Below are 22354 nucleotides of genomic sequence, written 5' to 3'. Positions count from 1 at the left end.
ACTCACCTCCTTCTTCCGCATGCTCTGGCAAGGAGTCTCTTCGTCATGCGCGTGAACAGAATCAGCCGTGCCCGCAGCCGGACGGCGGTCGGCCTCTCGGTGGCCGCACTCGCCGTCGGCGCGACGACGGCCGCGGGTCCGGCCGTCGCCCAGTCCAAGGCCGCGCCCGCGGCGGCCGCCGGCTGCAGCGCGGCGTACAAGATCGAGCAGAAGCTCTCCACCGGCACCACCTGGCGCATGTGCTGGCACTACGAGAGCGAGGCCGGGCTCGTCCTGGAGAACATCTCGTACCAGCCCAAGGGCGAGGCCCAGCCGATCAAGGTCCTCACCAGCGCGAAGCTCGGCCAGATCCACGTCCCCTACGACGACGGCAAGGCCGAGTACGACGACCTCACGGGCGCCGGCTTCGGACAGGGCCTGATGAACATGGCGCCGGGCGAATGTCCCGGCGGCACCATCAAGACCGTGAAGATCCCCAACTCCTGGGACCCGCAACACCCGAACGTCAACGGCCTGTGCACCACCACCCGTTCGCGCGGCCACGCCTACCGCATGGAGGCCGACACGGGCAACAAGGTCTTCCAGACCCAGGGCAAGGACCTGCTGATCTACACGGTCAACAAGGTCGGCTGGTACGAGTACATCAGCGAGTGGCGCTTCCAGGACGACGGCACCATCAGCATGAACATCGGCGCCACCGGCAGCCTCTCGCCCGGCGACTACGACGCGGGCGACGGCCGCGGCTGGCCCATCGGCAAGGGCGCCAAGGCCTACGCCACCAGCCACAGCCACAACGTCTTCTGGCGGCTGGACTTCGGCCTCGACGGCTCCTCCAAGAACAAGATCGAGCAGTACGACTCCGTGGTCAGCCCGCCCCGCAACGGCAACGAGGGCCCGACCAACAAGACCACCCGCACCAAGATCACCAAGGAACTCGCCGGCGACGCCAAGAACATGCGCTGGTGGCGCGTCGTCAGCGACACCGGCAAGAACAAGGACGACCACGCCCGCAGTTACGAGATCGTCCCGGGCGCTACCACCAAGTACCTCGGCCGCCCCTTCACCCAACACGACCTGTACTTCACCGAGTACAAGAAGTGCGAGCAGTTCGCCACCAACAACCTGCTCAACTGCGGCGCCGGAGCGGGCAAGTCCGTCGACAAGTACGTCAACGGGCAGACGCTCACCCACCCCATAGTGTGGGTGAACGTGGGCTTCCACCACATCGCGCGCGACGAGGACCAGCAGCCCATGCCGGTCCACTGGCAGGGCTTCTCCCTCGCTCCGCGCGACGTCACCGCTATGAATCCGCTCACTCCGCCGGAGCTCGCCAACCAGAACGGGCATGTGGAAAACGGTAGTTGAGAAACGACCTGTCCATCGGGCTGCACCGCCCGCCGCTCCCGGAGTACCCTTCCTTGATCGTTGAGTGGGGCTGACCCCACGGAAGAGCTCGGGGGAGCGGAAGGCGGTGCGCGGGTGGGCTCGGGAGGGCTGGAGTTGCCTCCTGGTGACGAGGGTCACGAGGGGAACTCCACAGATGTCCCACCCGGCGCGGTGTCCCTGGCGCGGCCGATGGAGATGGGATCCATTGGACCGGAACTGGACTGGGGCGCCGACGCCTGGCGTGAGGTGCGTACGCGCGCCCAGCGAGCCGGCCGTGCCTACATCTGGCTGAACCTGGTCGAACAGCGGCTGCGCGCGGTCGTGGCCGCTGTTCTGCGTCCCATCTACGAACCCGTCCACGGCGACGAGTGGGTGGTCGCCGCCGCCGGACCCGCGGGGCAGGAGTGGGTGCAGCGCGCGGTCGCCGTGCGTGAGGTCAGCCGCCGCAAGGGCTACCTGCTCGACCCGGCCGACGACAACGTGCTCAGCTTCCTCACCCTGCCCCAGCTGCGCGAGCTGATGGTGCAGCACTGGCCGTGCTTCGAGCCCTACTTCGACGAACGCCGGGACGTCGAACTCGCCCTGGACGAACTGGAAGTCACCCGGAACGTGGTCTCCCGCAACCGGGCCCTGTCCGAGGCGGTCCTGGGACAGGCCGAGCGCGCCGCGGCGAAGCTCCTGGAGATCCTCGGCGCGGGCAGCGACGTGCCCTCCGCACGCCGGCTGCCCGTCGACGCCGTCGAGGACCTGGTCGGCGACCGGTACGCGGACGTGGTCGGCGTGCACTCGGACCGGGTGCGGCTGCTGCGCCAGTTCCCCGCCGAGGACCTCTTCGGCGGCGCCCGCCGCCTCGACGCCATCGGTATCGGTCTGAACCTGCTGGTGCAGAACTTCTCCGGGCGGCGGCTCGTACGCCTGGCCGAGTCGGGCTGCCGGGTACGGCTGCTGTTCCTGAACCCCGCGTCCAGCGCGGTCAAGCGGCGCGAGCGCGAACTCGGCCTCAAGCGGGGCGAGCTGAGTCGCGCCGTGGAGATGAACATCCTGCACATGCGGCGGGTGCGGGCCCGGCTGCGCGATCCCGGCGCGTTCGAGATCCAGGTGTACGACGAGACGCCGCGCTTCACGGCGTACCTCGTCGACGGGGACGGCTCGGACGGTATCGCGATCGTGCAGTCGTATCTGCGCCGCGCCCGCGGTATGGAGGCACCGGTGCTGGTGCTGCGCGGCGGCGGCCGGGTGGTCAAACCGGACGAGGTCGGCGAAGAGGGGCTCTTCCCGACATACCGCGAGGAGTTCGAGGTGGCTTGGGCGGATTCGCGTCCGGTGTCCTGAAGTGTCGCTCCGGCCGGGGTCGTGGTGTGGTGCCCGGCGCCGGGAAGCGGAACGCGGTCCTCGGACTGTCAGTGGCTCGTGCGATCGTGGAGACCACTGGGGGAAAGCACCACGAAGAAGGGGGGCCGCCCATGGGCTGGCACCGGGAGCTGCTGATCGGCTTCGACCTGGAGACGACCGGGACCGATCCGCGCGAGGCGCGCATCGTCACGGGCGCCGTGATCGAGGTCAAGGACGGAGAGCCGATAGGGCGCCGTGAGTGGCTGGCCGATCCGGGCGTGGAGATCCCGGCGGACGCGGTGGCGGTGCACGGGATCTCGAGCGAGCGGGCGGCCACGGAGGGCAGGCCCGCCGACCAGGTCACCGACGCGATCGCGGACGTCCTCACCGGGTACTGGAAGAGCGGCGTCCCGGTCGTGGCGTACAACGCGGCCTTCGACCTGACCCTGCTCTCCGCCGAACTGCGCAGGTACGGGCTGCCGTCGCTGCGCGAGCGCCTCGGCGGGACCGACCCCGCGCCGGTCGTCGACCCGTACACGATCGACCGCTCCGTCGACCGCTACCGCCGCGGCAAGCGCAACCTCGAAGCGGTCTGCACGGAGTACGGCGTATCGCTGGACTCCGCCCACGACGCCTCGGCCGACGCCCTCGCCGCCGCCCGGCTCGCCCGTGCGATAGCCGACCGTCACCCGAAGGTCGCGGCCCTCGGCCCGGCGGAGCTGCACCGCCGCCAGATCGAGTGGTACGCCGAGTGGGCGGCCGACTTCCAGAGCTTCCTGCGCCGCAAGGGAGAGAAGGACGCGGTGGTCGACGGGACATGGCCGATGCGGGACCTGGCGGACCAGAAGGTCTGAGCGGGCCCGCACGGCCGGGGAAGCGCGGGAAGCGTCAGAACGGGTACCAGCGCACGGTCTCGTCCCCGTCCCGCAGCGACGCCACCCGCCGCTCGAACTCGGCCAGGGCCTTCGGGTTGCTCGGCGCGTGCTGGGCCACCCAGGCGCAGCTCGCGGTCTCGCGCGCGCCCCGGAGCACGGAGCAGCCCTCCCATGCGCGCACATCCCAGCCGTAGACCTCGGTGAAGGAGTCGTACGCCTCGGCGGGCAGCCCGTAGCGGTCGCGGGAGAGGGTCATGACCACCAGGTCGTGCTCGCGCAGATCGGCGGAGAAGGTCTCCAGGTCGACCAGGACCGGGCCGTCGGGACCCACGTGCACATTGCGGGGCAGCGCGTCGCCGTGGATCGGGCCCGGCGGCAGATGCGGGGTGAGCGCGGCCGCGGCGTCCGCGAAGCCGTCGCGCCGCGCCCGCAGATACGCCGCGTCCGCGGGGTCGATCGCCTCGCCCGCGAGCCTCAGCCAGCGCTCCACCCCGCCCAGCAGCTCGCGGGGTGGCAAGGAGAACGAGGGGGAGGGCAGCGCGTGCACCACCCGTAGCAGTTCGGCCAAATCCCGTGGCTCGGCGGGGCGTACGGGATCGGGCAGCCGGTGCCACACCGTCACCGGGTGACCGTCCACCAGGACCGGCTTGCTCTCGGCCGCCCGCACCGCGGGGACGCCCGCCTCGGCGAGCCAGGCCGCGATGTCCAGTTCCCGCCGGGCGCGGTCGAGGAGTTCGGCGTCGCGTCCCACCTTGACCACCAGGTCACCGGCGGCGAACACGGCGTTCTCGCCGAGGGCGAGGAGTGTCGCGTCCGGCGCCGGCCCGGGCAGCACCCCCGCCGCGGCCAGTACGTCCCGCGCCCGTGCCTCGTCCATCCTTCGCCTCCGTGTCCTCGCGCCCAGCCCTCGTGCACGACTCTCGTGTACGGCCTACGGGTAAGGCGTCACGTTCCCGCCATCCGTCGGCCAGTGTCGCATTCACCCGGATTCCCGGAGGATGCCCCGGCCTCCAGGCCGGGGAGGAATCCGGTTTCCCGCGGAGCGGGGCAGGAGAGGCCGGATCGCCGCCGGGCGGTCCGGTGTCTGCCCGGGGAGGGGTGAGGGGATGCCCCCGGGGGGAGCATCTCGGAGTTGAGGGACCGCCGGTCCGCGGCGGCGTGGACGGTCACCCGTTCGGGTAGGCCTGCCGGGATCCGGAGTGACAAGCGAATCATGACGTTATGTTGGCGACATGATGACACCCAGTGAAGCCGATGGGACCGGGTGTGCCCGGTACACGTACCGGCTTCGCGTGTCCTCGGGCGCCGGTGCGGCGCTGGAGGCGGAGTGGGACCGGTGCCGGTGGGTCTGGAACGAGTGTGTCGCCAAGTCCCGGGCGGTTCACCTGCACAACAAGACCACGGGACAGAAGGGGGAGAAGCGGACTTGTGGCCCGGCGCAGCTCGACCGGATGCTGACCCAGGCGCGCCGTATGCCGTGGCTGCGTGAGGGCAGCTCGGTTGTTCAGCAGCAGGTGATCCGGGACTTCGGCAGGTCCCGCGCGAAGGCGCACAAGGACATTCAAGAACGCCTGCCGCAGCGGCAGCGGGCCGGTCTGCCGGGGTGGAAGAAGAAACGGGAGGCGTTGTCGTCGCTGAACTACACCCGGCGCGGGTTTCGGCTGAAGGACGGCCGCCTGCATTTGGCGGGTGGGATCGTGCTGAGGGTGGTGTGGTCGCGCGACCTGTCGGCCGAGCCTTCCTCGGTGCGCGTGTACCAGGACAGCGTCGGGCGCTGGTACTGCTCGTTCGTGGTCCCCGCCGAGGTACGGCCGCTGCCCAAGACCGGCCGGGTACTGGGCGTGGACTGGGGCGTGAGGGAGATCGCGACCACCACCTCCAACGCGCACGATCTGCCGCACCCCCAGCACGGCCGCAAGGCACAGACCCGGCTGACCCGTTACGACCGGATGATGGCCCGCCGTCGGCCGAAGATGGGGCAGGCCGCCTCGAGGGGCTACCGCGAGGCGAAGAAGTGGCGGGCGAAGACCTACGCGAAGATCGCCCGGCAGCGCCAGGATGCCGGCCGCAAGTGGGCGAAGAAGGTCGTGAGCGACCATGACGCCGTGGCGGTCGAGGACTTCAGGCCGAAGTTCCTCGCCAGGTCCTCGATGGCGCGCAAGGCGGCGGACGCCGCGATCGGCGCCACGAAGAAGGCCCTGGTCGAGATGGGGCGCAAGCACGGACGCGACATCCGTCTCGTACACCCTGCACACACCACGATGGACTGCGCATCGTGCGGAGCGAGAACCAAGCACGCACTGCCATTGTCCGAGCGCACCTACACCTGCACCGCGTGCGGAGCCGTCTCCCCCAGAGACAAGAACTCCGCCCGCGTGATGCTCGTCCGGGCAGGTCTGAACCCGGCTGGTGTCGAGGGCGTAAGACCACCGGGAGCGCTGCTCCCCGAGGCAGCCTGAGCCAGGAATCCCCGCTCAGCCCTGAAGGAAGGAATCCCCTCCCTTCAGAGAGGGGAGCAGTCAAACAGGTCGGACCGCGTGCGAGGTGCCTTGACGACCCAGGCGTCCGTCAGGACACGACGGGCGCGCAGGCAAGACGGGCGCCCGGGCAAAGGGCCTGCTGGTTCCCTGGGGAACCAACAGGCCCTGATGCCGACGCGGTTACGGGGTCACACCCCGGCCCGCTCGCCCTCCCGGGCCGGCGGGAGCACGGCCTCGGGCGACTCGTCGTGGGTGAGGTCCGGCAGCCGGTTCAGCCACTTCGGCAGATACCAGTTGCGCTCGCCGAGCAGCGCCATCACGGCCGGCAGCAGCACCCCTCGGATGATCGTCGCGTCGATGAGCACGGCGGCCGCGAGGCCCACACCCATCTGCTTCATGGACTGCATGGACAGCGTTCCGAAGATCGCGAAGACGGCGACCATGATGACGGCGGCGCTGGTGACGACACCGGCCGTCGTGACCACCCCGTGCCGGATCGCGTCCTTGGTGTCCCGGCCCCGCAGCCGCGCCTCACGGATCCGCGAGACCACGAAGACGTGGTAGTCCATCGAGAGTCCGAAGAGGATCACGAAGAGGAACAGCGGCAGCCAGGTGATGATGGCGCCCACACCCTCCGCGCCGACCAGCGAGGCGCCCCAGCCGTGCTGGAAGACGGCGACCAGGATGCCGTAGGCCGCCGCGACCGACAGGAGGTTGAGCACGATCGAGGTGATCGCGATCGTCAGCGAGCGGAACGAGAGCAGCATCAGCAGGAAGGCGAAGACGACCACGAACGCGAAGACCGGGGCGACCGAGCCGAGCAACTGGTCGCTGAAGTCGTGCGATCCGGCGACCTGTCCGGTGATCGGGGCCTGGACGCCGTCGACCTTGCCGAGCGTGTCGGGCCGCACCTTGTCGCGCAGCAGCTGAAGGCTCTTCTCCGCCTTGTCCTGGTCGGAGCCGCCCACGAGGGGCACGTACACGAAGGCGACGTTCTGCGCCGCGTGCACCTTGATGTCGACCGGGCCGCGCGAGGCGCCCGAACTGATCGCCTCGGTACGGAAGTCGGCGAGCGCGGACTTCACGTCGGCGGCGTCGATGTCGTGTGCCTTGACGACCACCTCGGCCGGCTCGGACCCGCCGGGGAAGGCGTCGTTGACCCGGTTGTACGTCCCCACGATCGGCAGCGAGTTGCCGAACTCCTTGTCCAGCGTGAGCTGTTGGGTCTTCATGCCGAGGGCGGGAGCGGCGATGGCCAGCAGCGCCCCGGCCGCGACGACCAGTGAGACGGCGGGCTTGGCGAGCACGACCCGCAGCACCGCGCTCCAGAACCGGCTGCCCTCCTCGGCGGACCGGACGCGCTTGCCCCTGGCCCGCCGCTTGTCCGGGTGCAGGAACGGAAGGCGGCCCTTCTCGACCCGCTCACCGAGCAGTGAGAGCAGCGCGGGCAGTACGGTGACCGAGCCGACCATGGCGACCGCCACGACCATCAGCGAGGCCAGCCCCATCGCCTCGAACTCGGCGAGTCCGGTGAAGAGCATGCCGGCCATGGCCACGCACACCGTGACACCGGAGACGACGATGGCGCGGCCACTGGTGGCGGCGGCGATCCGCAGCGCGGCACCGGCGTCCCGGCCGGCCTCGCGCTCCTCGCGCTCACGGCGCAGATAGAACAGGCAGTAGTCGACGCCGACGGCCAGACCCACCAGGAGCATCACGGAGTTGGCGGTGTCGCTCATCGGCTGGAGGTGGCTGACGATGCCCATGAGGCCCATCGTCGCCATGATCGCGGTGACCGCGAGCGCCACCGGGAGCAGCGCCGCCACCAGGGCGCCGAAGGCGATCAGCAGAATGCCGAGGGCCACCGGCACCGCGGAGTACTCGGCCTTCTTGAAGTCGTCGCCGAACGCGTCGGAGAACGTCTTCTGCATGCTGGCGCCGCCGATCTCCTCGATCCGCAGCCCCGCGTGGTCCTTCTGGACGCCCTTGACGGCGTTCAGCACCGGCTCGACGCGGTCACCCGCGGTCTCCGCGTCGCCCCGCATGTCGAACTGCACGAGCGCGCTGCGCCCGTCCCTGGAGATCGTCTTCGTGTCGTACGGGGAGGTCACGTCCGTGACCTTGCCGGTCCCCTCGACGGCCTTGACGATGGCGGTGACGGCGGCGCGGAAGTCGGCGTCCGTGGCCTTGACGCTCGCGTCCTTCCCCTGGATCAGAACGCTCTCACTGGCCGGTTCCTCGATCCCGGCGTCCTCGATGATCTTCGCGGCGGTGTGCGTCTCGCCCTTGAGCTGGTCGCTCTCCTTGACGTCGACGCGGCCCGCCGCCGAGCCGATCCCCATCGCCAGGACGACGAACAGCACCCAGATCCCCACGGCGGCCCATCGGTGCCGGGCGCTCCAGCCGCCTGCCCGCGCGGCGATGCCCCGCACCCGTATGTCTCCGTTCCCCATGACGGGCCTGCCCCCTTGTGCACGGTGACAGCCCCCTGCCGTCATCTCTGCTTATGAAGGTAGGGGGCGGATAAGAACGTCTCCTCGTGCTGCCCGGTGAACCCCACGACCTCCGGCTCCTCCCCGCGGACCCCGTCGCCTCCGCACTGGGGAGGACAGGGGCCCCTTACACCTATCCGGGCCTCTCGGGGATCCGGATCAGGGTGCGGCCGTCGATCGGGACCGGGGTGCGGGTGTTGGTCCGCCCGGGCCTGACGGCCGTCCTATGGTGTGCGGATGGCGACGACATACGCGGCACTGCTGCGCGGGATCAACGTGGGCGGCAACAAGAAGGTGCCGATGGCCGAGCTCCGCACGCTGATCGCGGAACTCGGCCACGGCGACGTACAGACGTATCTCCAGAGCGGCAACGCCGTCTTCTCCGCCGACCGCGGTGACGAGGACTCCCTGGCGGCCGAGTTGGCCGAGGCAATAGAGAAGCACTTCGGCTTCGGCGTCGGCGTACTGGTCCGCGACCACGCCTATCTGAGGGCCGTACGGGAGGCGTGCCCGTTCCCGGCCGCCGAACTGGAGGCCAAGCAGCTGCACGTCACCTACTTCTCCGGCCCCGTCGACCCCGAGCGCTTCGCCTCGGTCGACCCGGCCCTCTTCCTGCCGGAGGAGTTCCGCCTCGGGGACCGGGCGCTCTATCTGTACGCCCCCGACGGCCTCGGACGCTCCAAGCTCGCCGTGGCCCTGTCGAAGCCCCGGCTCCTCAAGGGCGTCACCGCCACCGCCCGCAACTGGAACACGGTCGTCAAACTCGAGGAGCTGACCGGTGCCTGAGCACAACCCCGCCGTGGAGGCCGCCATCATGGGCGAACTGAGCGTCTCTAGAACTCTGTGTGTGCCTGTGGTTTCCAGGCTTTTCGGGCGCGGCGTGGCCGTGTGCGGTCGCTGTCCGGTGGTCCGAACCTCGGGGTGAGGGGGTGGACCTGGGTGGCGTGCAGGTGGTGGAAGCCGGTCCGCTCGGCGGCGCGGGTGCGCCGTCGACAGGTTCTGTTCGAGAGCCGCACCCGGCCGGCCGGGAGAAGGTCTTCTTCGGGCCGGTGGGGTGCGGGTACTCCATGACCTGGCGCCGGCCCGGATACGGCTGGTGCCTGGGTGTCATGCCCCGCCGGACGCTGGACTGCCCCCGTGGTGGGGGTGGTGGCGGGGACCGTACGCACATCGGGCATACGGCGGGAAGTCTTAGGGCCCGGGGCTGTGTCTGCGTAGGCACGCCGGGCACCTCGGTGCCGGGTGCCGCTCGGCCTGCTGGGGGTGGGGCGCTGCTTGCCCGGGGTGGTCTTCGGTCCGCGCGGCCGGGGCGGGGCCTGCTCTGCGCGACACTGTCGGCGCAGGCGGCGGGTGGTCTTCTTCGGACGGCGGACCAGGACCACGGTGCCCTCCACCGTGGTGCGGATGGTCCGGGCGCCGGTGGCGCGGTCGGTGATGGTGTGGGCTTGGGCGAGCAGGCCGCGAGAGACGATCCGGCGGGCGGCGGCGTGATCCCGGTCCATCGACAGCCCGCACCCCGGACAGTGCGCCCACTTCCAGCCGCGTTCGGTCAGTCGGTCGGGGGCGGGGTGGTGGGTGAGGGTGTTCAGGCAGCCGGGGCACCGTTTGGAGGTGCCCCGGGCCGGGACGGTGACCACCGCGATCCCCGCCTTCGCTCCCAGGTGCCGGATCGCTTCGGCCACCGTGCCGCGCACCTGCCCCGACAGCCGGGCGTTGCCGCGCCGGTGGCCACGGGCTTCCAGGGTGGTCAGGTCTTCCAGGTAAATGATGCTCGCGCCGAGTGCTACGGCCTGGTCGACGGCCCAGCGGGCCGCCGACCAGGCCAGCGCGGCATTCAGCTGCCGGATACGGGCACACACCCGTCCGTGCTCGACGTCCAGTACCCGGGCCCGGTCGAGGTGTTCGCCCCAGGCCGGGCACGGGGAGCCGAGCCCGTCGGCGAGGGCCTGGTAGTGGTCGCGCTTAGCGGCGAGGTGTTCGCGGTGGCCGCGCAGCCGGTGCAGGGCGGCACTGATCGTGGTGGCGTCGAAGACCAGGGGCCGGCCGTCGGTGACCACCCGCTGGGCCGGGCCCTGGCCGGTCAGGCGGCCGAGTGTGCCGGTGAGCAGGGTGTTGACACCCCAGTCGAAACCGAGTGCCACGGTATGGCCGGTCGCTTTGGTGGCCGGGGCGGGCCGGGAGTGCGGCAGGTCGACGGCGATCCTCCCGGCCGGGGTAGGGCGCAGGGCCGGGGTGTGCAGCACCGCATCCGGTGTGACGGTGCCGGGCAGATGGATGTCGATCACGTGCCAGGCCCAGTCGCGCCCCGTGGCCGGGGCGGCGCGCAGGGGGAGCTTGACCCGCAGCCGGGCGGTGACCTCATCCACCCGGGCCAGGGTGACCTGCTGGCGGTCCATCGCCGCCAGCACCACCAGCGGGGCCACCCGCGGCGGGCCCTCCAGGACGCACAGCCCGGCGGGCAGGTGCCCGTGCCCGGCCATGAACTGGCGGACCTGCCGGGTGCGGTTGCGCACCTCCGCACCGCTCACCCCGGCGGGCAGCGCTGCGCGCAGCGCGGTCCATTCCGCCTCGGTGCGCCGCCGCGGATCAGCGGGCCAGGTGGCCAGGACGGCGGCCACGATACTGCGCCGGTGCAGGGCCAGCCGCAGGGTGCGGGCCGCGTACTCCTCCACACCCCGGCGCACCCGGTCCGGGACATACACCCCCGCCGGGGGCGTGACAGTCTGCGGCCAGTCCAGGCGGCGCAGCGCCATCCACCCCTTGGACGGCAGCGCCTCGCCCCGCTCGTCCACCCCGGCGGCCAGCACGTCCAGGCAGGCCTCGTCCCACCGGGCGGCCACCAGAGCGCCGGTCAGTTTCTGACTCAACTCCGTCAGAAAACCCACCCGTTCCAGCAGGGCTCGCTGCCCGACCCGCTCACCGGTGCCTTCCAGCTCGCCGGAGAAGGCGGTGCACGTGGCCGTCGCCATCAGCCTGGCCACGCCTACCACCCCGCTTTCTGGCACGTGTCCGGTCATCTTCACAGGCGGCCGCATCCCGGCACTCCGATCGGCCTAACGACCGACCATCACACAAGGACACGGCCTTCCCGCACCCCGAAAGTGCGAGAAGGCCCCGGAGTACGGGAAGACCACGACCATCGGCATCCGACAAGGACCAGACCGGGAACACCCGCAGACTCTGCTGGTCAATTCGGCGCGGCTGCCGGACCTCCGCTCGCGACCTGCGACGAAGACCCGGGGGACGCCACCATTGACGGCGGTTTCCACAGGCTCCACGAATTGAGCAGCAGAGTCCCCGCACATCTCAAAGCCGACGGAAATCCCAACTGAACGGGGAAGAAAGCAGTGGCAGATCCTGAAGATCCGCACCGATGACATGCAGCAGCATCAGCCAGCCTGCTTAAGAACTCCTAACGAAATGATCTGCATCGCCTATGTCGCGTCCACGGGTTCAGCATGGGCAGTGGTGACGGCCGGTGCAGGGTCGCGTTGCCGATCGGGGCTTGCCATCCGCGTCCGGCCTGCCAGGCAGACCGTCCCCACGACCGGTAGTACCAGTAGCGCGAACGCCCATACGAACGGAGCGAGTTGACCAGTCGCCGCCGTCGACACTGCGCTGAGCAGGGCCGAGGCTAGCGCCAGGACCACCGTCTGGCCGAGATTCTGCGAAGTCTGCATCGCGCCGCTCGCATAACCCTGCCCGCCGACCGGGGCGTGTGCGAGGGACAGCAGGGTCAGCGATGGCGCCGCAAGCCCCATACCGACAGCGGCCAGCACCATCGAGAACACCGCCGCGGCCGCGGGCACCGCGGGCAGGGTGCACAGTACGGCCAGAGCAACCGCGGCCGCCATCACCCCGGCCCCGACGGCGACGAGCCGGTGCCGCGGTACCCGCTCCTGCAGGCGTCCCTGCACCCAGGACGCCCCGGCCCAGGCGAGCGCGGCCCCGGTGAACGCAAGCCCCGTCACCACGCCCGGCACCCGTCGCGCCGTACTCAGCATCAGCGGTACGAACGCCTCGAGCGTGAAGTACGCGCCCGAGGTGAGCGCCCGTAGCAGCACCGTGGCGGGCAGCCCGCGCTCGGCCCGCCAGGTGCGCGGCGGCAGCAGCCGCGGGGCGAACACCGCGAGCAGTGTCAGGCCAGACACCGTGCACGCTGCGTGCCGTACGTCCCAGGCGGAGACGCCGTACTGGGTGAGCGCCGCTGCCGCGCTCACCGCCACCGCAGTGGGCAGGGCGGGCCGCCGCACGGGTCCCTCGGTGCCTTGGGCCCCCCGCGATGCTCCGCCCTGCGCCGCCCGCCCTCGAAGCAGGAGCACCGCGGCCACCGCCGGAAGCAGAGTGAGGCCCGCGAGGCCGAAGAACACCGCCCGCCAAGACCACCACGCGGCTACGAGCCCGGCGAGCGGCGGACCGACGAGTGACGGCACGATCCAGCAGGCGCTCATCAGGGCCAGGGCGCGGGCGCGTATGTGATCCGGGTAGGACTGGCCGATGGCCGCGTTGACAGACACCGCGACCAGTCCCGCCGCGATGCCGTCCGCGAAGCGCCCGAGGGCCAACTGCCAGATGGTGGTACTGGTCGCGGAGACGAGCAGTGTCAAGACGGTCAGGACCACCCCGGCCACCAGCGGCCGCCGGGCTCCGGCACGGTCCGCCCACGCCCCGCCCAGCACCCCGCCGAGCAGGCTCGCGGCCACGAACGCCCCCGCCACCAACGGATACAGAGCGACCCCGTCGAGGTCCCTGGCAGCCACCGGCAGCAACGGCATCACCGCCAGCGCGGCGAACCCGGTCAGGAACATCACCGCCGCGAAACTGGCGGTGGCGGCCAGATACGTACGGGAGAACAGCCCGGTCGGAGGGGCAGATGCGACGGGTGCAGGGCAGCGGCGGGTCACGGGCAGCAAGGTATGCAGCAACTCTGGCCAGGGCCAATGCTTTTGATCCCTACGGACTCGACTTCAGACGCCGCCGGCAGATGAGCGCGCATCCGAGGACGAGGAAGGCTTCATGGATGTCATCGCGTATCTCCCAGCGGATACGTAACCGGCGGAACCAGTGCGGCAGCGCGAAGCTCTGCTCGACCACCCACCGGTGGATACCCAGCCCTGAACCGTGTCCGGTGCCGCGGCGGGCGATGACCGGGGTGATCCCGACCGCCCGGACCTGCCGGCGGTACTTGTCGTGGTCGTAGCCCCGGTCGGCGTAGAGGCTGACGGGGCGTCGGCGAGGCCGTCCACGCCGGCCGCGCACCGGCGGAACAGCCTCGATCAGCGGCATGAGCTGCGTGACATCATTGCGGTTGCCGCCGGTCAGTGACACCGCCAGCGGAATGCCGTGCGCTTCGGTGATCAGATGATGCTTGGAGCCAGTTCGGGCACGGTCGACCGGGCTCCGTCCGGTTTTGGGCCGCCCTTCATGGCCCGTACGTCGGAGCCGTCGATCACCGCCCTCGACCAGTCCAGGGCACCTGCGGCGTTCAGCTCGGCCGGCAGCGACTCGTGGAGACGCTGCCAGACACCCGCGTCATTCCAGTCGCGCAGGCGCCGCCAGCAGGTCATGCCGGAGCCGAAGCCCAGTTCCTGGGGCAGGAACTCCCACGGAATGCCGGTGTACAGCAGGATGCCCGACAGCACCTTCCGGTCGTCCAGACGCCTGCGTCCCGGGTGATCGGCACGGCGCGGCACGACCGGCAACAACGGCTCGATCCGCGCCCACAGCTCATCGGACACGATCCACGGCAGCTGCTCACCCCTTCTCACATGAAGGCAAACACTCCGTCAGATGCCAATATTCCGAGGGTGGAAGCGTCGTTTGGCTAGGAACTCTAAGCCAAACACCCAACAGTTGAAGACCCTGCTCGACGCGGAGGTCCGCCGCTCGCCGGAGCGGATGGGGGCCCTGCTCCACCCCGACTTCTACGAGTTCGGCTCCTCCGGGAGGCTGTGGGACCGCGCTTCGGTCCTCACCGAACTGACCTTGCTGGCCCAGCAGGGGTCGCGGCCCGTCACCGCCTCACGGATGAAGGGCGTCCAGCTCGCACCGGACCTGGTCCACCTCACGTTCGACACGGAGGGGGACAACGGCCGTCGGGTGCACCGCAGTTCGCTGTGGCGGCGGACGCAGGACGGCTGGCGCCTGTACTTCCACCAGGGCACGCCCTTCAGGTCCGCCCCAGAGTGACCTTTCGTACGCCGTGGTAGGTGGTGTACGAGACGATCTCGTCCGGGACGGTCAGCCTCGGATCCCGGTACAGGCGTCGCAGCTCGTCCTCGCCGCCGGCCGCGGCGGCGGAGTCGATCAGGGCGAGCTCGTCCGCGTCGAGCGCCGTGTCGTCGATGATCTCGGGGCCCCAGGCGTCCCAGGGCAGCACTTCGACACCGTTGAGTGCGGCCAGGTCGCGCAGGACGTTCGCGCGGACGAACCACAGGCCGTGATACGACAGGCCCTCGATCCCGTTGAGGTCGAACACGCCGAACCTCCGGGGGTCGGTCCCTTTCTCGCGGCACGCCCGCCAGGCGTCCCCGGCCACCAGGAACTGGTCGCGGGGCACGTCCATCGGGTCGAAGGAGATGTCGTACCCGTGGTGGACCTGTGGGTCGGCCAGCCGCCAACCGCCGTCCGGCAGGCGGTACTCGGTGACCCAGTGGTCGGCGTAGTACTCGTCGAAGTACCGGGCGAAGCCACAACGGAGCCGGGCGGGCGTCCCCGTGGCCCGCAGGAGGGAGCAGTGCAGCAGCGCGAAGTCCCGGCACGTGCCCACGAACCGTCGTGCTGGCGCCCGCGGCTCGGTGAGCGGGGCGTCCCCGCGCTCCGCCAGGATCCGCAGCAGCCGCGCCGCGTACCGCGACTCCGCGTCCTCGTGCACCCGCTCCTCGGGGATGGCGTAGTCGAAGCGCCGTCCCTCGCCCCGATGGATGATCAGATCTCTGACGACACGGGCGAGTTGTTCCGGATCGCGGGGCAGTCCGCCCCTGTCCAGAGCGTCGCCGGGATCGCTGTACGGCGTCTGCTTCAGGTACTGGTCCATGTCCGAGACTCTCGTCCTTGTCCCAGGGGCAAGGTCAACCCAGCGCTGCCATGTCCTCGGCGGTGAGCCGCACCCGGCCCGCGTCGAGGTTCTCCTCCAGATGGGCGAGGGATCCCGTGCCCGGGGTCGGGCACAGCACCGGGGAGCGGTGCAGCAGCCAGGCCAGGGCGATCTGCCCCGGTGCCGCCCCGTGCGCGGCGGCGATCCGGGCGCACTCCGGGTCGGCGGTGAGGGAGCCGTTGCCCAGCGGGAACCAGGGCAGGAAGGCGATCCCGCGCGCCTCGCACAGCTTCAGCAGCGGCTCCGAGTCGCGGTCGAGCAGGTTGAAGCGGTTCTGGACCGAGGCGATGTCGGTCAACTCCAGTGCCGCTTCGAGCTGTTCGGCGGTGACGGTGTCGAGCCCGATGTGCCGGATCTTGCCCTCCGTACGCAACGCGGCGAGTGAGCCTAGCTGTTCGGCGGGCGGTACGGCCGGGTCGAGCCGGTGCAGCTGGTACAGGCCGATCGTGTCGAGCCGCAGCCGCCGCAGACTCGCCTCGCACATCGCCCGCAACCGCTCGGGCCGCCCGTCGACGTGCCAGGCACGGTCACTGGTGCGCACGACTCCGCCCTTGGTCGCGATCAACAGGCCCTCGTCGTAGGGATACAGGGCCTCGGCGACCAGCTCCTCGGCGATCGCGGGACCGTAGTTGTCGGCGGTGTCGACGAGCGTGACCCCGCGCTCGACGGCCCGCCGCAGCACGGCCACCGCGTCCCGGGCGTCCCCGCGCGGCCCCCAGTAGCCGGGACCGGTCAACTGCGCGGTGCCGAAACCGAGCCGCCGCACCGGCAGCTCCCCACCGAGGACGAAGTTTTCCGAAACCATTTAATGGAGGGTACATACGACTGTGCGAGGCTCGTCTCCATGCGTTACATCATCATAGGAGCGGGAGCGGTCGGCGGGGCCATCGGCGGCCGGCTGGCCGAGGCGGGCCACGAGGTGGCGCTGGTCGCGCGGGGCGCGCACTACGAGGCGCTGCGCACGCACGGGCTGCGGCTCATGACCTCGGAGGGGACGCGCACACACCGGCTGCCCACGGTCGACGGGCCCGCGGCGCTCGGGGAACTGCGCGCCGACGACGTACTGGTCCTGGCGGTGAAGACACAGGACAGCGAGGCGGCCCTGGAGGCATGGGGCCCGGCACCCGTGGCGGGCGGCGGCACGGCCGCCGAACGGCTGCCGCTGGTCTGCGCGCAGAACGGGGTGGAGAGCCCCCGGATCGCGCTGCGCCGCTTCCGCCGGGTGTACGGCGTCTGCGTCTGGCTGCCCGCGACCCTCGTCGAGCCGGGTGCGGTGTCGGCGGCGGGCGCCCCGCTCACCGGAATCCTGCACCTGGGCCGCCATCCGCACGGCACGGACGAGACGGCCCGCCGCATCGCCGCCGACCTGGAGAAGGCCGACTTCGAGGCACCCGTCGTGCCGGACGTGGCCCGCTGGCAGTACGCCAAGCTGCTCGGCAATCTCGCGAACGCGATCGAGGCGGTCAGCGGCGTCCTGACCAGTGAGGAGGGCCTGGCGCTCTACGCGCGAGTGCGCGCGGAGGGCGAAGCGGTGCTGACCGCCGCCGAGATCGCGTACACCAGTGAGGAGGAGCAGACGAAGGCCCGCGACAACAAGATCCGGTTCGAGCCCTTCGACGGCTCCCCACGCGGCGGCGGCTCCTCCTGGCAGTCCCTCGACCGGGGCACCGGCACCATCGAGGCCGACTACCTCAACGGCGAGATCGTCCTCCTCGGTCGGCTGCACGGCGTACCGACCCCGCTCAACGAACTGCTCCAGCGGCTCGCGAACACCTTCGCGCGCGAGCGCAGGGCGGCGGGATCGCTGCCGGTCGCGGAACTCGTACGCCTGGCCGACGACGCTGTCGCGTTTGTTCAAGAGGAGCACGCGCCGCGTCCCTAGCGTGAAGGGCATGAGCAATCCGTACAAGAACGTGCACCCGTACATGGTGGAATGCGCCGCCGAGGCCGCCCGGGTGGCCGGCGGTGTCACGGCGGCGCGACTGGCGGAGCCCGGTCCCACGCACTGCCCGGACTGGGACCTGCGCACCCTGGTGAACCACTGGGTCCTCTACACCGCGCACGGCCTGGAGCACCGCGCGCTGCGCGAGCAGCTCCCCGAGGAACTGACCGGTCGCGACTTCACCGCGGATCCCGGCTGGGCGCGGGCGTACGCCGAGCAGCTCGACCGCGCCGTGGCCGCCTGGGACGACCCCGAGGTGTGGGAGGGCGAAGTCGAGCTCGGGACGGCGAAGATGCCCGCCGCCGACATCGCCTCGATGATCGTCAAGGAGATGGCGGTGCACGGCTGGGACGTCGCGACGGCCACCGGCCAGGAGCTGCGGATCTCGGACGGCGCGGCCCGGTTCGTCCTGGACGTCGTCGACACGCACGCCGAGCTCTACCGTCAGTACGACGGCTTCGCCGACCCGGTACCAGTGTCCGACGACGCACCCGTCTTCGAGCGCGCCCTCGCCCACAGCGGCCGGAATCCGCACCTGGCCCACACCGTATTGGACCAGTGATTCAGAGGAGAATTGGGCCGTGTCACTGTGCCATTGACTGGCTAGCCTCGACGGTATGACGAACCCGAGGACGGACGACTCACCCACCCGCGTCGACTTCTACTTCGACCCGGCCTGCCCCTTCGCGTGGATCACCTCACGCTGGATGCTGGAGGTCGAGCGTGCCCGCCCGCTCGACCTCCGCTTCCGTGTGATGAGCCTCCACCTGCACAACCAGGGCAATGAACTCTCCGCCTGGTACAGGGAGTTGGTCGACAAGTCCGTGGGACCCGTACGGGTCGCGGTGGCCGCCGCCGAACAACACGGCGAGAAGGTGCTGCGCGACCTCTACACCGCCTTCGGCACCCGCATCCATGACCGAGGGGTCGAGGACTTCGACGCCGTGGTCGCCGACTCCCTCGCCGAACTGGGGCTCCCGGCCGAGTTGGCCGCAGCGGCCCACGACTCCGCGTACGACGAGGCGGTACGCCGCAGTCACGAGGCGGGCCGGGAGCCCGGCTCGGACGGCTATGTGGGGACCCCCACCCTCCACGTCGACGGAACGGTGTGGTTCGGCCCCGTCCTGCGGGCCGTTCCGCGGGGCGAGCGCGCGGCGGAGCTCTTCGACAGCTTCCGCGTCCTCGCCGCCCACCCGGACTTCTTCGAGCTCAAGCGGACGAGGACGGGAGGACTGTCCTTCGACTGAACGGCGGTCTGGAATATGAACGCTGCTCGGATGAATCGGTGGCCAGTAGGAGGAAGTTGGGGCGTTCTCTGTCGCATTCATTGACGGTGACGCTTGATAGATCCTACCTTTCTCGGCGTTGGGTACAGGCTGATCCCACGGGAGGGGAACATGCCCATGCGCCGAAGAGCCGCCCTCGTCACCCTGATCTCCACGGTCCTGGCCTTAGGAATTCCGGGCGCCGTGTCCTCCGCCCAGCCCGCGACCTCCGACCTCTACGTCTCCCCGGGCGGGAACGACCACGCGAACGGCACCGCCCGCCACCCCGTACGCACCCTGGAACGCGCCCGCGGCCTGGTGCGTGAGCGGGTCACGGGGATGAAGGGCGATCTGACGGTCCACCTCGCGTCGGGAACGTACCGGCAGACCGCGCCCCTCACCCTCGACGCCCGGGACTCGGGCACCGGCGGCCACCAGGTGATCTGGCAGGGCACCGGGAACACCGTCATCAGCGGTGGCCGGCAGGTCGAGGGCTGGCGCCCGGTCGCCGGGAGGGCAGGCCTGTGGTCCGCGCCCGCGCCCCAAGGCCTCACCGACACACGGCAGTTGTACGTCGACGGGGTGCGCGCCCAACGGGCCCGCGGGGCCGTGCCGGTGACCCTCACCCAGACCGCCACCGGGTACACGGCGTCCTCCGACGCCCTCGCGCACTGGAAGCACCCCTCCGACGCCGAGTTCGTCTACACCAGCGGCGAGTCCCTGTGGAACGTCGAGCGCGACGGCCTGGGCCAGTGGACCGAGCCGCGCTGCCGCGTCGCCGCCACCGAGGGCACCACGATCACGATGGTCCAGCCGTGCTGGGACAACTCCAACAAGCGGGTCGAGTTCCCGGACATCCCCGGCCGCACGGTCAGCATGGTCGGGCCCGGCCACCTCACCAACGGCGGCAGGGCGACCTACGTCGAGAACGCCTACGAACTCCTGGACCAGCCCGGCGAGTGGTACCTCGACCGCGCCGCACACCGGGTCTACTACCTGCCCCGCAAGGGCGAGAACCTCGCGCGCGCCGACGTCGAGGCGGCACAGGCCGAGAAGCTGATCGACGGACGGGGCACCGCCGCCGCGCCCGTCCACGACCTCGCCTTCCGCGGCCTCCAGTTCAGCTACGCCACCTGGCTCACCCCCTCGGGGCCGGAGGGCTTCTCCGAGATCCAGGCGGGCTACACCATCACCGGCGAGAAGGGCTGGGCGACCCAGGGCCTGTGCCAGTACGTCGAGGGCGGCACCTGCCCCTTCGCTTCCTGGACCAAGATGCCGGGCAACGTCTCCTTCGCGTACGGACAGCGCATCGCGTTCAGCGACGACGTCTTCGCCCATCTCGGCGCGTCCGGCCTCGACCTGGGCACCGGCTCGAAGGACTCCACGGTCAGCGGCAGCGTCTTCACCGACATCTCCGGCAACGGCCTGGAGATCGGCTCAGTGGACGGGCAAACCCCGGCCTCCGGGGTGCAGGTGACGAACAATCACCTCTACGGACTTCCCCGCGAGTACCACGGCGGCGTGGCGATCCTCGACGGCTGGACCCAGCGCACCACGATCGCCCACAACCAGATCGACCACGTCGGCTACAGCGCCGTCTCCCTCGGCTGGGGCGGCTGGCCCGACAAGATCGGCGACCCGGCGACCCCCAACCCCAGCCACGACAACACGGTCCGCGACAACCTGATCTTCGACTACATGCAGATGCTCGACGACGGCGGCGGCATCTACACCCAGGGCCTGACGGGCACCTCCCTGGCCGACGGAGAGAAGGTCACCGGCAACGTCATCCACGACCAGTGGGGCCTGGGCAAGAACGTCTACACCGACAACGGCTGCACCTACGAGACGGTCGAGGGCAACGTCCTCTACAACGCCTCGTACGCCAACGTCGCCTCCCGCCACACCGACTACCGCGACACCCTCGGCAACAACGACCCGACCCTCGTCAAGGACAACTGGTGGGAGGAGGGAACCTCCGACAGCGACAACAAGGGCCTGGTGACGGCCGGCAACAAGATCATGACGGCCCCCTCCGACGTACCGCCGGAGATCCTCGACAACGCAGGACTCGAACCCGCCTACCGCGGACTGCTCGACCGCCGCGTCGGCGCCGTCTCCGCCCCGGAGGCACCCTCCCGTGTCGGTACGAGCACGGCGGGCGCCGACGCCCTGTACGTCACCTTCAACCCGAGCTTCGTGGACGGCGGCTCACCGGTGACGGGCTACACGGCGCGGGCGTACGACGCGACCGGGCATCAGGTGGGCGAACAGGCCATCGGCGCCGCCGAGTTCAAGCGCACGGCGGTCGTACGGATCGGTGGACTGCCCGCGCCGGGCGGCCCGCTCACGGTCACCGTCACCGCGAGCAACACCCACGGCACCAGTGCCCCGTCGCTCGCCTCGCTCCCGCTGACCCCGACCGCCGTGACCGCGCTGCCGGGCGCACCGACCGGCCCCAAGCTGCGCACGGCGTCCACCGCGGCCACCGTCGCCTGGACCCCGCCGACCGCCACCGGTGACGCCAAGGTCGTCGGCTACCGCGTCACCGTCTCCGACGGCCGCGCCCCGATCGACGTCACGGGGCGGGACGTCCTGGTCACCCAGCCCTCCGCGAAGGGCATGTTCCGGGTGATCGGAGGACTCAGGCCGGGCACCTCGTACACCGTCACGATCGCGACGGTGACGGCGGCGGGCACGGGACCGGCGGCCACCGTGACGGCCACCACCAAGTCGTGAGCGCTCAGGCGCCGAGCGCCGCCAGGACCGGGACGCGTGCCTCGTCGTACCGCTCCAGCAGGACCCGTACCACCTCCGGCGCCGGGCCCAGTACATCGGCCAGTACGTCCGCCTCGGCGGCGCCCCGGGCGATGCGGTCCGGGAGGAAGCCGGGCGCGAGGACGTAGGGCGCGACGGCGACACGTTCGCAGCCGAGGGCGCGCAGTTCGCGTACGGCGTCCTCGGTGCGCGGAAGGGATGCGGAGGCGAACGCGGGCCGCACGGCGCACCAACCGGTGTGCCGCCACTCCCGCGCGATTTCTGCGATCACCGCGATCGCCTCCGGGTCGGTGGACCCCGCGGAGGCCAGCACGACCCCCGTCGAGGACTTGTCGGCGGGGGTCAGCCCCGCCTCGTACAGCCGGCGGTCGAGCGCCGACGTCAGCAGGGGGGAGGGGCCGAGCACCTCCGCCTGGCGGATGCGCAGGCACGACGGGGCCTCCCGCAGGACCGCCGGAATGTCCGCCTTCGCGTGGAAGGCACGGGTGAGGAGGAGGGGGAGGGCGACCACATCGCGTACGCCCTCCGCCGCCAGCGACTCCAGCACCCCCTGCACCGAGGGGATGTTGAAGTCGAGGAAGCCGGTCTCCACGCGCAGGCCGGGGCGCCGCGCCCGCACGCGCCGTACGAGGGCGTGCACCGTCGCGGCATGACGCGGATCGCGGCTGCCGTGGGCGATGACCAGGAGGACCGGCTGACTCGTCATGA

General features: G+C 70.8%; 18 protein-coding genes. 10 read left to right on the top strand and 8 right to left on the bottom strand.

Features of this window, described 5'->3' with window-relative positions:
• Positions 1-45 precede the first annotated feature (45 nt).
• The 3 genes from OG568_RS13900 (at position 46) to OG568_RS13890 (ending at position 3572) form a co-directional block, all read left to right on the top strand.
• The gene (locus tag OG568_RS13900; protein WP_329531751.1) at positions 46-1365 is read left to right on the top strand and encodes a copper amine oxidase; all 1320 of its coding nucleotides are present in this window, start codon (positions 46-48) and stop codon (positions 1363-1365) included.
• 114 nt (positions 1366-1479) lie between these two features.
• A complete protein-coding gene (locus tag OG568_RS13895; RefSeq protein ID WP_266429616.1) occupies positions 1480-2718 on the top strand; it encodes an SAV2148 family HEPN domain-containing protein in 1239 nt (412 codons plus the stop codon).
• Between the two features lie 131 nt (positions 2719-2849).
• Positions 2850-3572, top strand: a complete 723-nt coding sequence (locus tag OG568_RS13890; RefSeq protein ID WP_329531750.1) for a 3'-5' exonuclease — start codon at positions 2850-2852, stop codon at positions 3570-3572.
• 34 nt (positions 3573-3606) lie between these two features.
• Here the strand turns inward: OG568_RS13890 and OG568_RS13885 are convergent, their stop codons facing one another.
• Positions 3607-4470 carry a phosphotransferase enzyme family protein gene (locus OG568_RS13885; protein WP_329531749.1) on the bottom strand — a complete coding sequence of 288 codons (864 nt, stop codon included), beginning with the start codon at positions 4468-4470 and terminating at the stop codon, positions 3607-3609.
• 355 nt (positions 4471-4825) lie between these two features.
• Between OG568_RS13885 and OG568_RS13880 the strand changes: the two genes are divergently transcribed.
• Positions 4826-6052 carry an RNA-guided endonuclease InsQ/TnpB family protein gene (locus tag OG568_RS13880; protein WP_329531748.1) on the top strand — a complete coding sequence of 409 codons (1227 nt, stop codon included), beginning with the start codon at positions 4826-4828 and terminating at the stop codon, positions 6050-6052.
• 209 nt (positions 6053-6261) lie between these two features.
• Here OG568_RS13880 and OG568_RS13875 read toward each other — a convergent pair whose 3' ends face one another.
• Positions 6262-8526, bottom strand: a complete 2265-nt coding sequence (locus tag OG568_RS13875; protein WP_329531747.1) for an MMPL family transporter — start codon at positions 8524-8526, stop codon at positions 6262-6264.
• Between the two features lie 276 nt (positions 8527-8802).
• Here OG568_RS13875 and OG568_RS13870 point away from each other — a divergent pair, with 276 nt between their 5' ends.
• Positions 8803-9351: a DUF1697 domain-containing protein gene (locus OG568_RS13870; RefSeq protein WP_329531746.1), complete on the top strand. Its 549-nt coding sequence runs from the start codon at positions 8803-8805 to the stop codon at positions 9349-9351.
• A gap of 47 nt (positions 9352-9398) precedes the next feature.
• Here the strand turns inward: OG568_RS13870 and OG568_RS13865 are convergent, their stop codons facing one another.
• The 3 genes from OG568_RS13865 to OG568_RS13855 all read right to left on the bottom strand — a co-directional run bounded on the left by OG568_RS13865 (position 9399) and on the right by OG568_RS13855 (position 14315).
• Positions 9399-11546 (bottom strand): zinc ribbon domain-containing protein, encoded by a 2148-nt coding sequence (locus OG568_RS13865; protein WP_329531745.1) that lies wholly within the window; start codon positions 11544-11546, stop codon positions 9399-9401.
• A gap of 453 nt (positions 11547-11999) precedes the next feature.
• A complete protein-coding gene (locus OG568_RS13860; protein WP_329536357.1) occupies positions 12000-13373 on the bottom strand; it encodes an MFS transporter in 1374 nt (457 codons plus the stop codon).
• Between the two features lie 145 nt (positions 13374-13518).
• Positions 13519-14315, bottom strand: a protein-coding gene (locus tag OG568_RS13855) for an IS5 family transposase (RefSeq protein ID WP_329536356.1) whose coding sequence is annotated in 2 segments (ribosomal slippage) — positions 13519-13979 and positions 13979-14315 — 798 coding nt in all. Because the reading frame shifts where the segments join, the coding sequence is not laid out codon by codon here.
• Positions 14316-14418: 103 nt separating this feature from the next.
• On the opposite strand from OG568_RS13855, the gene OG568_RS13850 reads away from it, so the two are divergent.
• On the top strand, positions 14419-14754 hold the full coding sequence (locus OG568_RS13850) for a nuclear transport factor 2 family protein (RefSeq protein WP_329531744.1): 336 nt from the start codon (positions 14419-14421) through the stop codon (positions 14752-14754).
• On the opposite strand, the gene OG568_RS13845 is transcribed toward OG568_RS13850, so the two are convergent.
• Complete coding sequence (locus tag OG568_RS13845; protein WP_329531743.1) at positions 14735-15601, bottom strand: transglutaminase-like domain-containing protein; 867 nt, start codon at positions 15599-15601, stop codon at positions 14735-14737. The two genes, OG568_RS13850 and OG568_RS13845, sit on opposite strands and share 20 nt — an antisense overlap.
• A 34-nt stretch (positions 15602-15635) precedes the next feature.
• The gene (locus OG568_RS13840) at positions 15636-16466 is read right to left on the bottom strand and encodes an aldo/keto reductase (RefSeq protein WP_329531742.1); all 831 of its coding nucleotides are present in this window, start codon (positions 16464-16466) and stop codon (positions 15636-15638) included.
• 39 nt (positions 16467-16505) lie between these two features.
• Here OG568_RS13840 and OG568_RS13835 point away from each other — a divergent pair, with 39 nt between their 5' ends.
• From OG568_RS13835 to OG568_RS13820, 4 genes are all read left to right on the top strand, one after another.
• Positions 16506-17543 (top strand): ketopantoate reductase family protein, encoded by a 1038-nt coding sequence (locus OG568_RS13835; protein WP_329531741.1) that lies wholly within the window; start codon positions 16506-16508, stop codon positions 17541-17543.
• 10 nt (positions 17544-17553) lie between these two features.
• Entirely contained in the window at positions 17554-18165 is a 612-nt protein-coding gene (locus OG568_RS13830) for a TIGR03086 family metal-binding protein (RefSeq protein WP_329531740.1), read from the top strand.
• A 55-nt stretch (positions 18166-18220) separates the two neighbouring features.
• The gene (locus OG568_RS13825; protein WP_329531739.1) at positions 18221-18850 is read left to right on the top strand and encodes a mycothiol-dependent nitroreductase Rv2466c family protein; all 630 of its coding nucleotides are present in this window, start codon (positions 18221-18223) and stop codon (positions 18848-18850) included.
• Positions 18851-19006: 156 nt separating this feature from the next.
• Positions 19007-21607 (top strand): fibronectin type III domain-containing protein, encoded by a 2601-nt coding sequence (locus OG568_RS13820; protein ID WP_329531738.1) that lies wholly within the window; start codon positions 19007-19009, stop codon positions 21605-21607.
• 4 nt (positions 21608-21611) lie between these two features.
• On the opposite strand, the gene OG568_RS13815 is transcribed toward OG568_RS13820, so the two are convergent.
• Entirely contained in the window at positions 21612-22352 is a 741-nt protein-coding gene (locus tag OG568_RS13815; protein WP_329531737.1) for a sirohydrochlorin chelatase, read from the bottom strand.
• Positions 22353-22354: the final 2 nt, after the last annotated feature.

The sequence above is a fragment of the Streptomyces sp. NBC_01450 genome, assembly GCF_036227505.1.
Lineage (GTDB): Bacteria > Actinomycetota > Actinomycetes > Streptomycetales > Streptomycetaceae > Streptomyces.
Note: the sequence above shows the minus strand (reverse complement) of the source record. Positions and strands in the feature narration are given on the sequence as shown.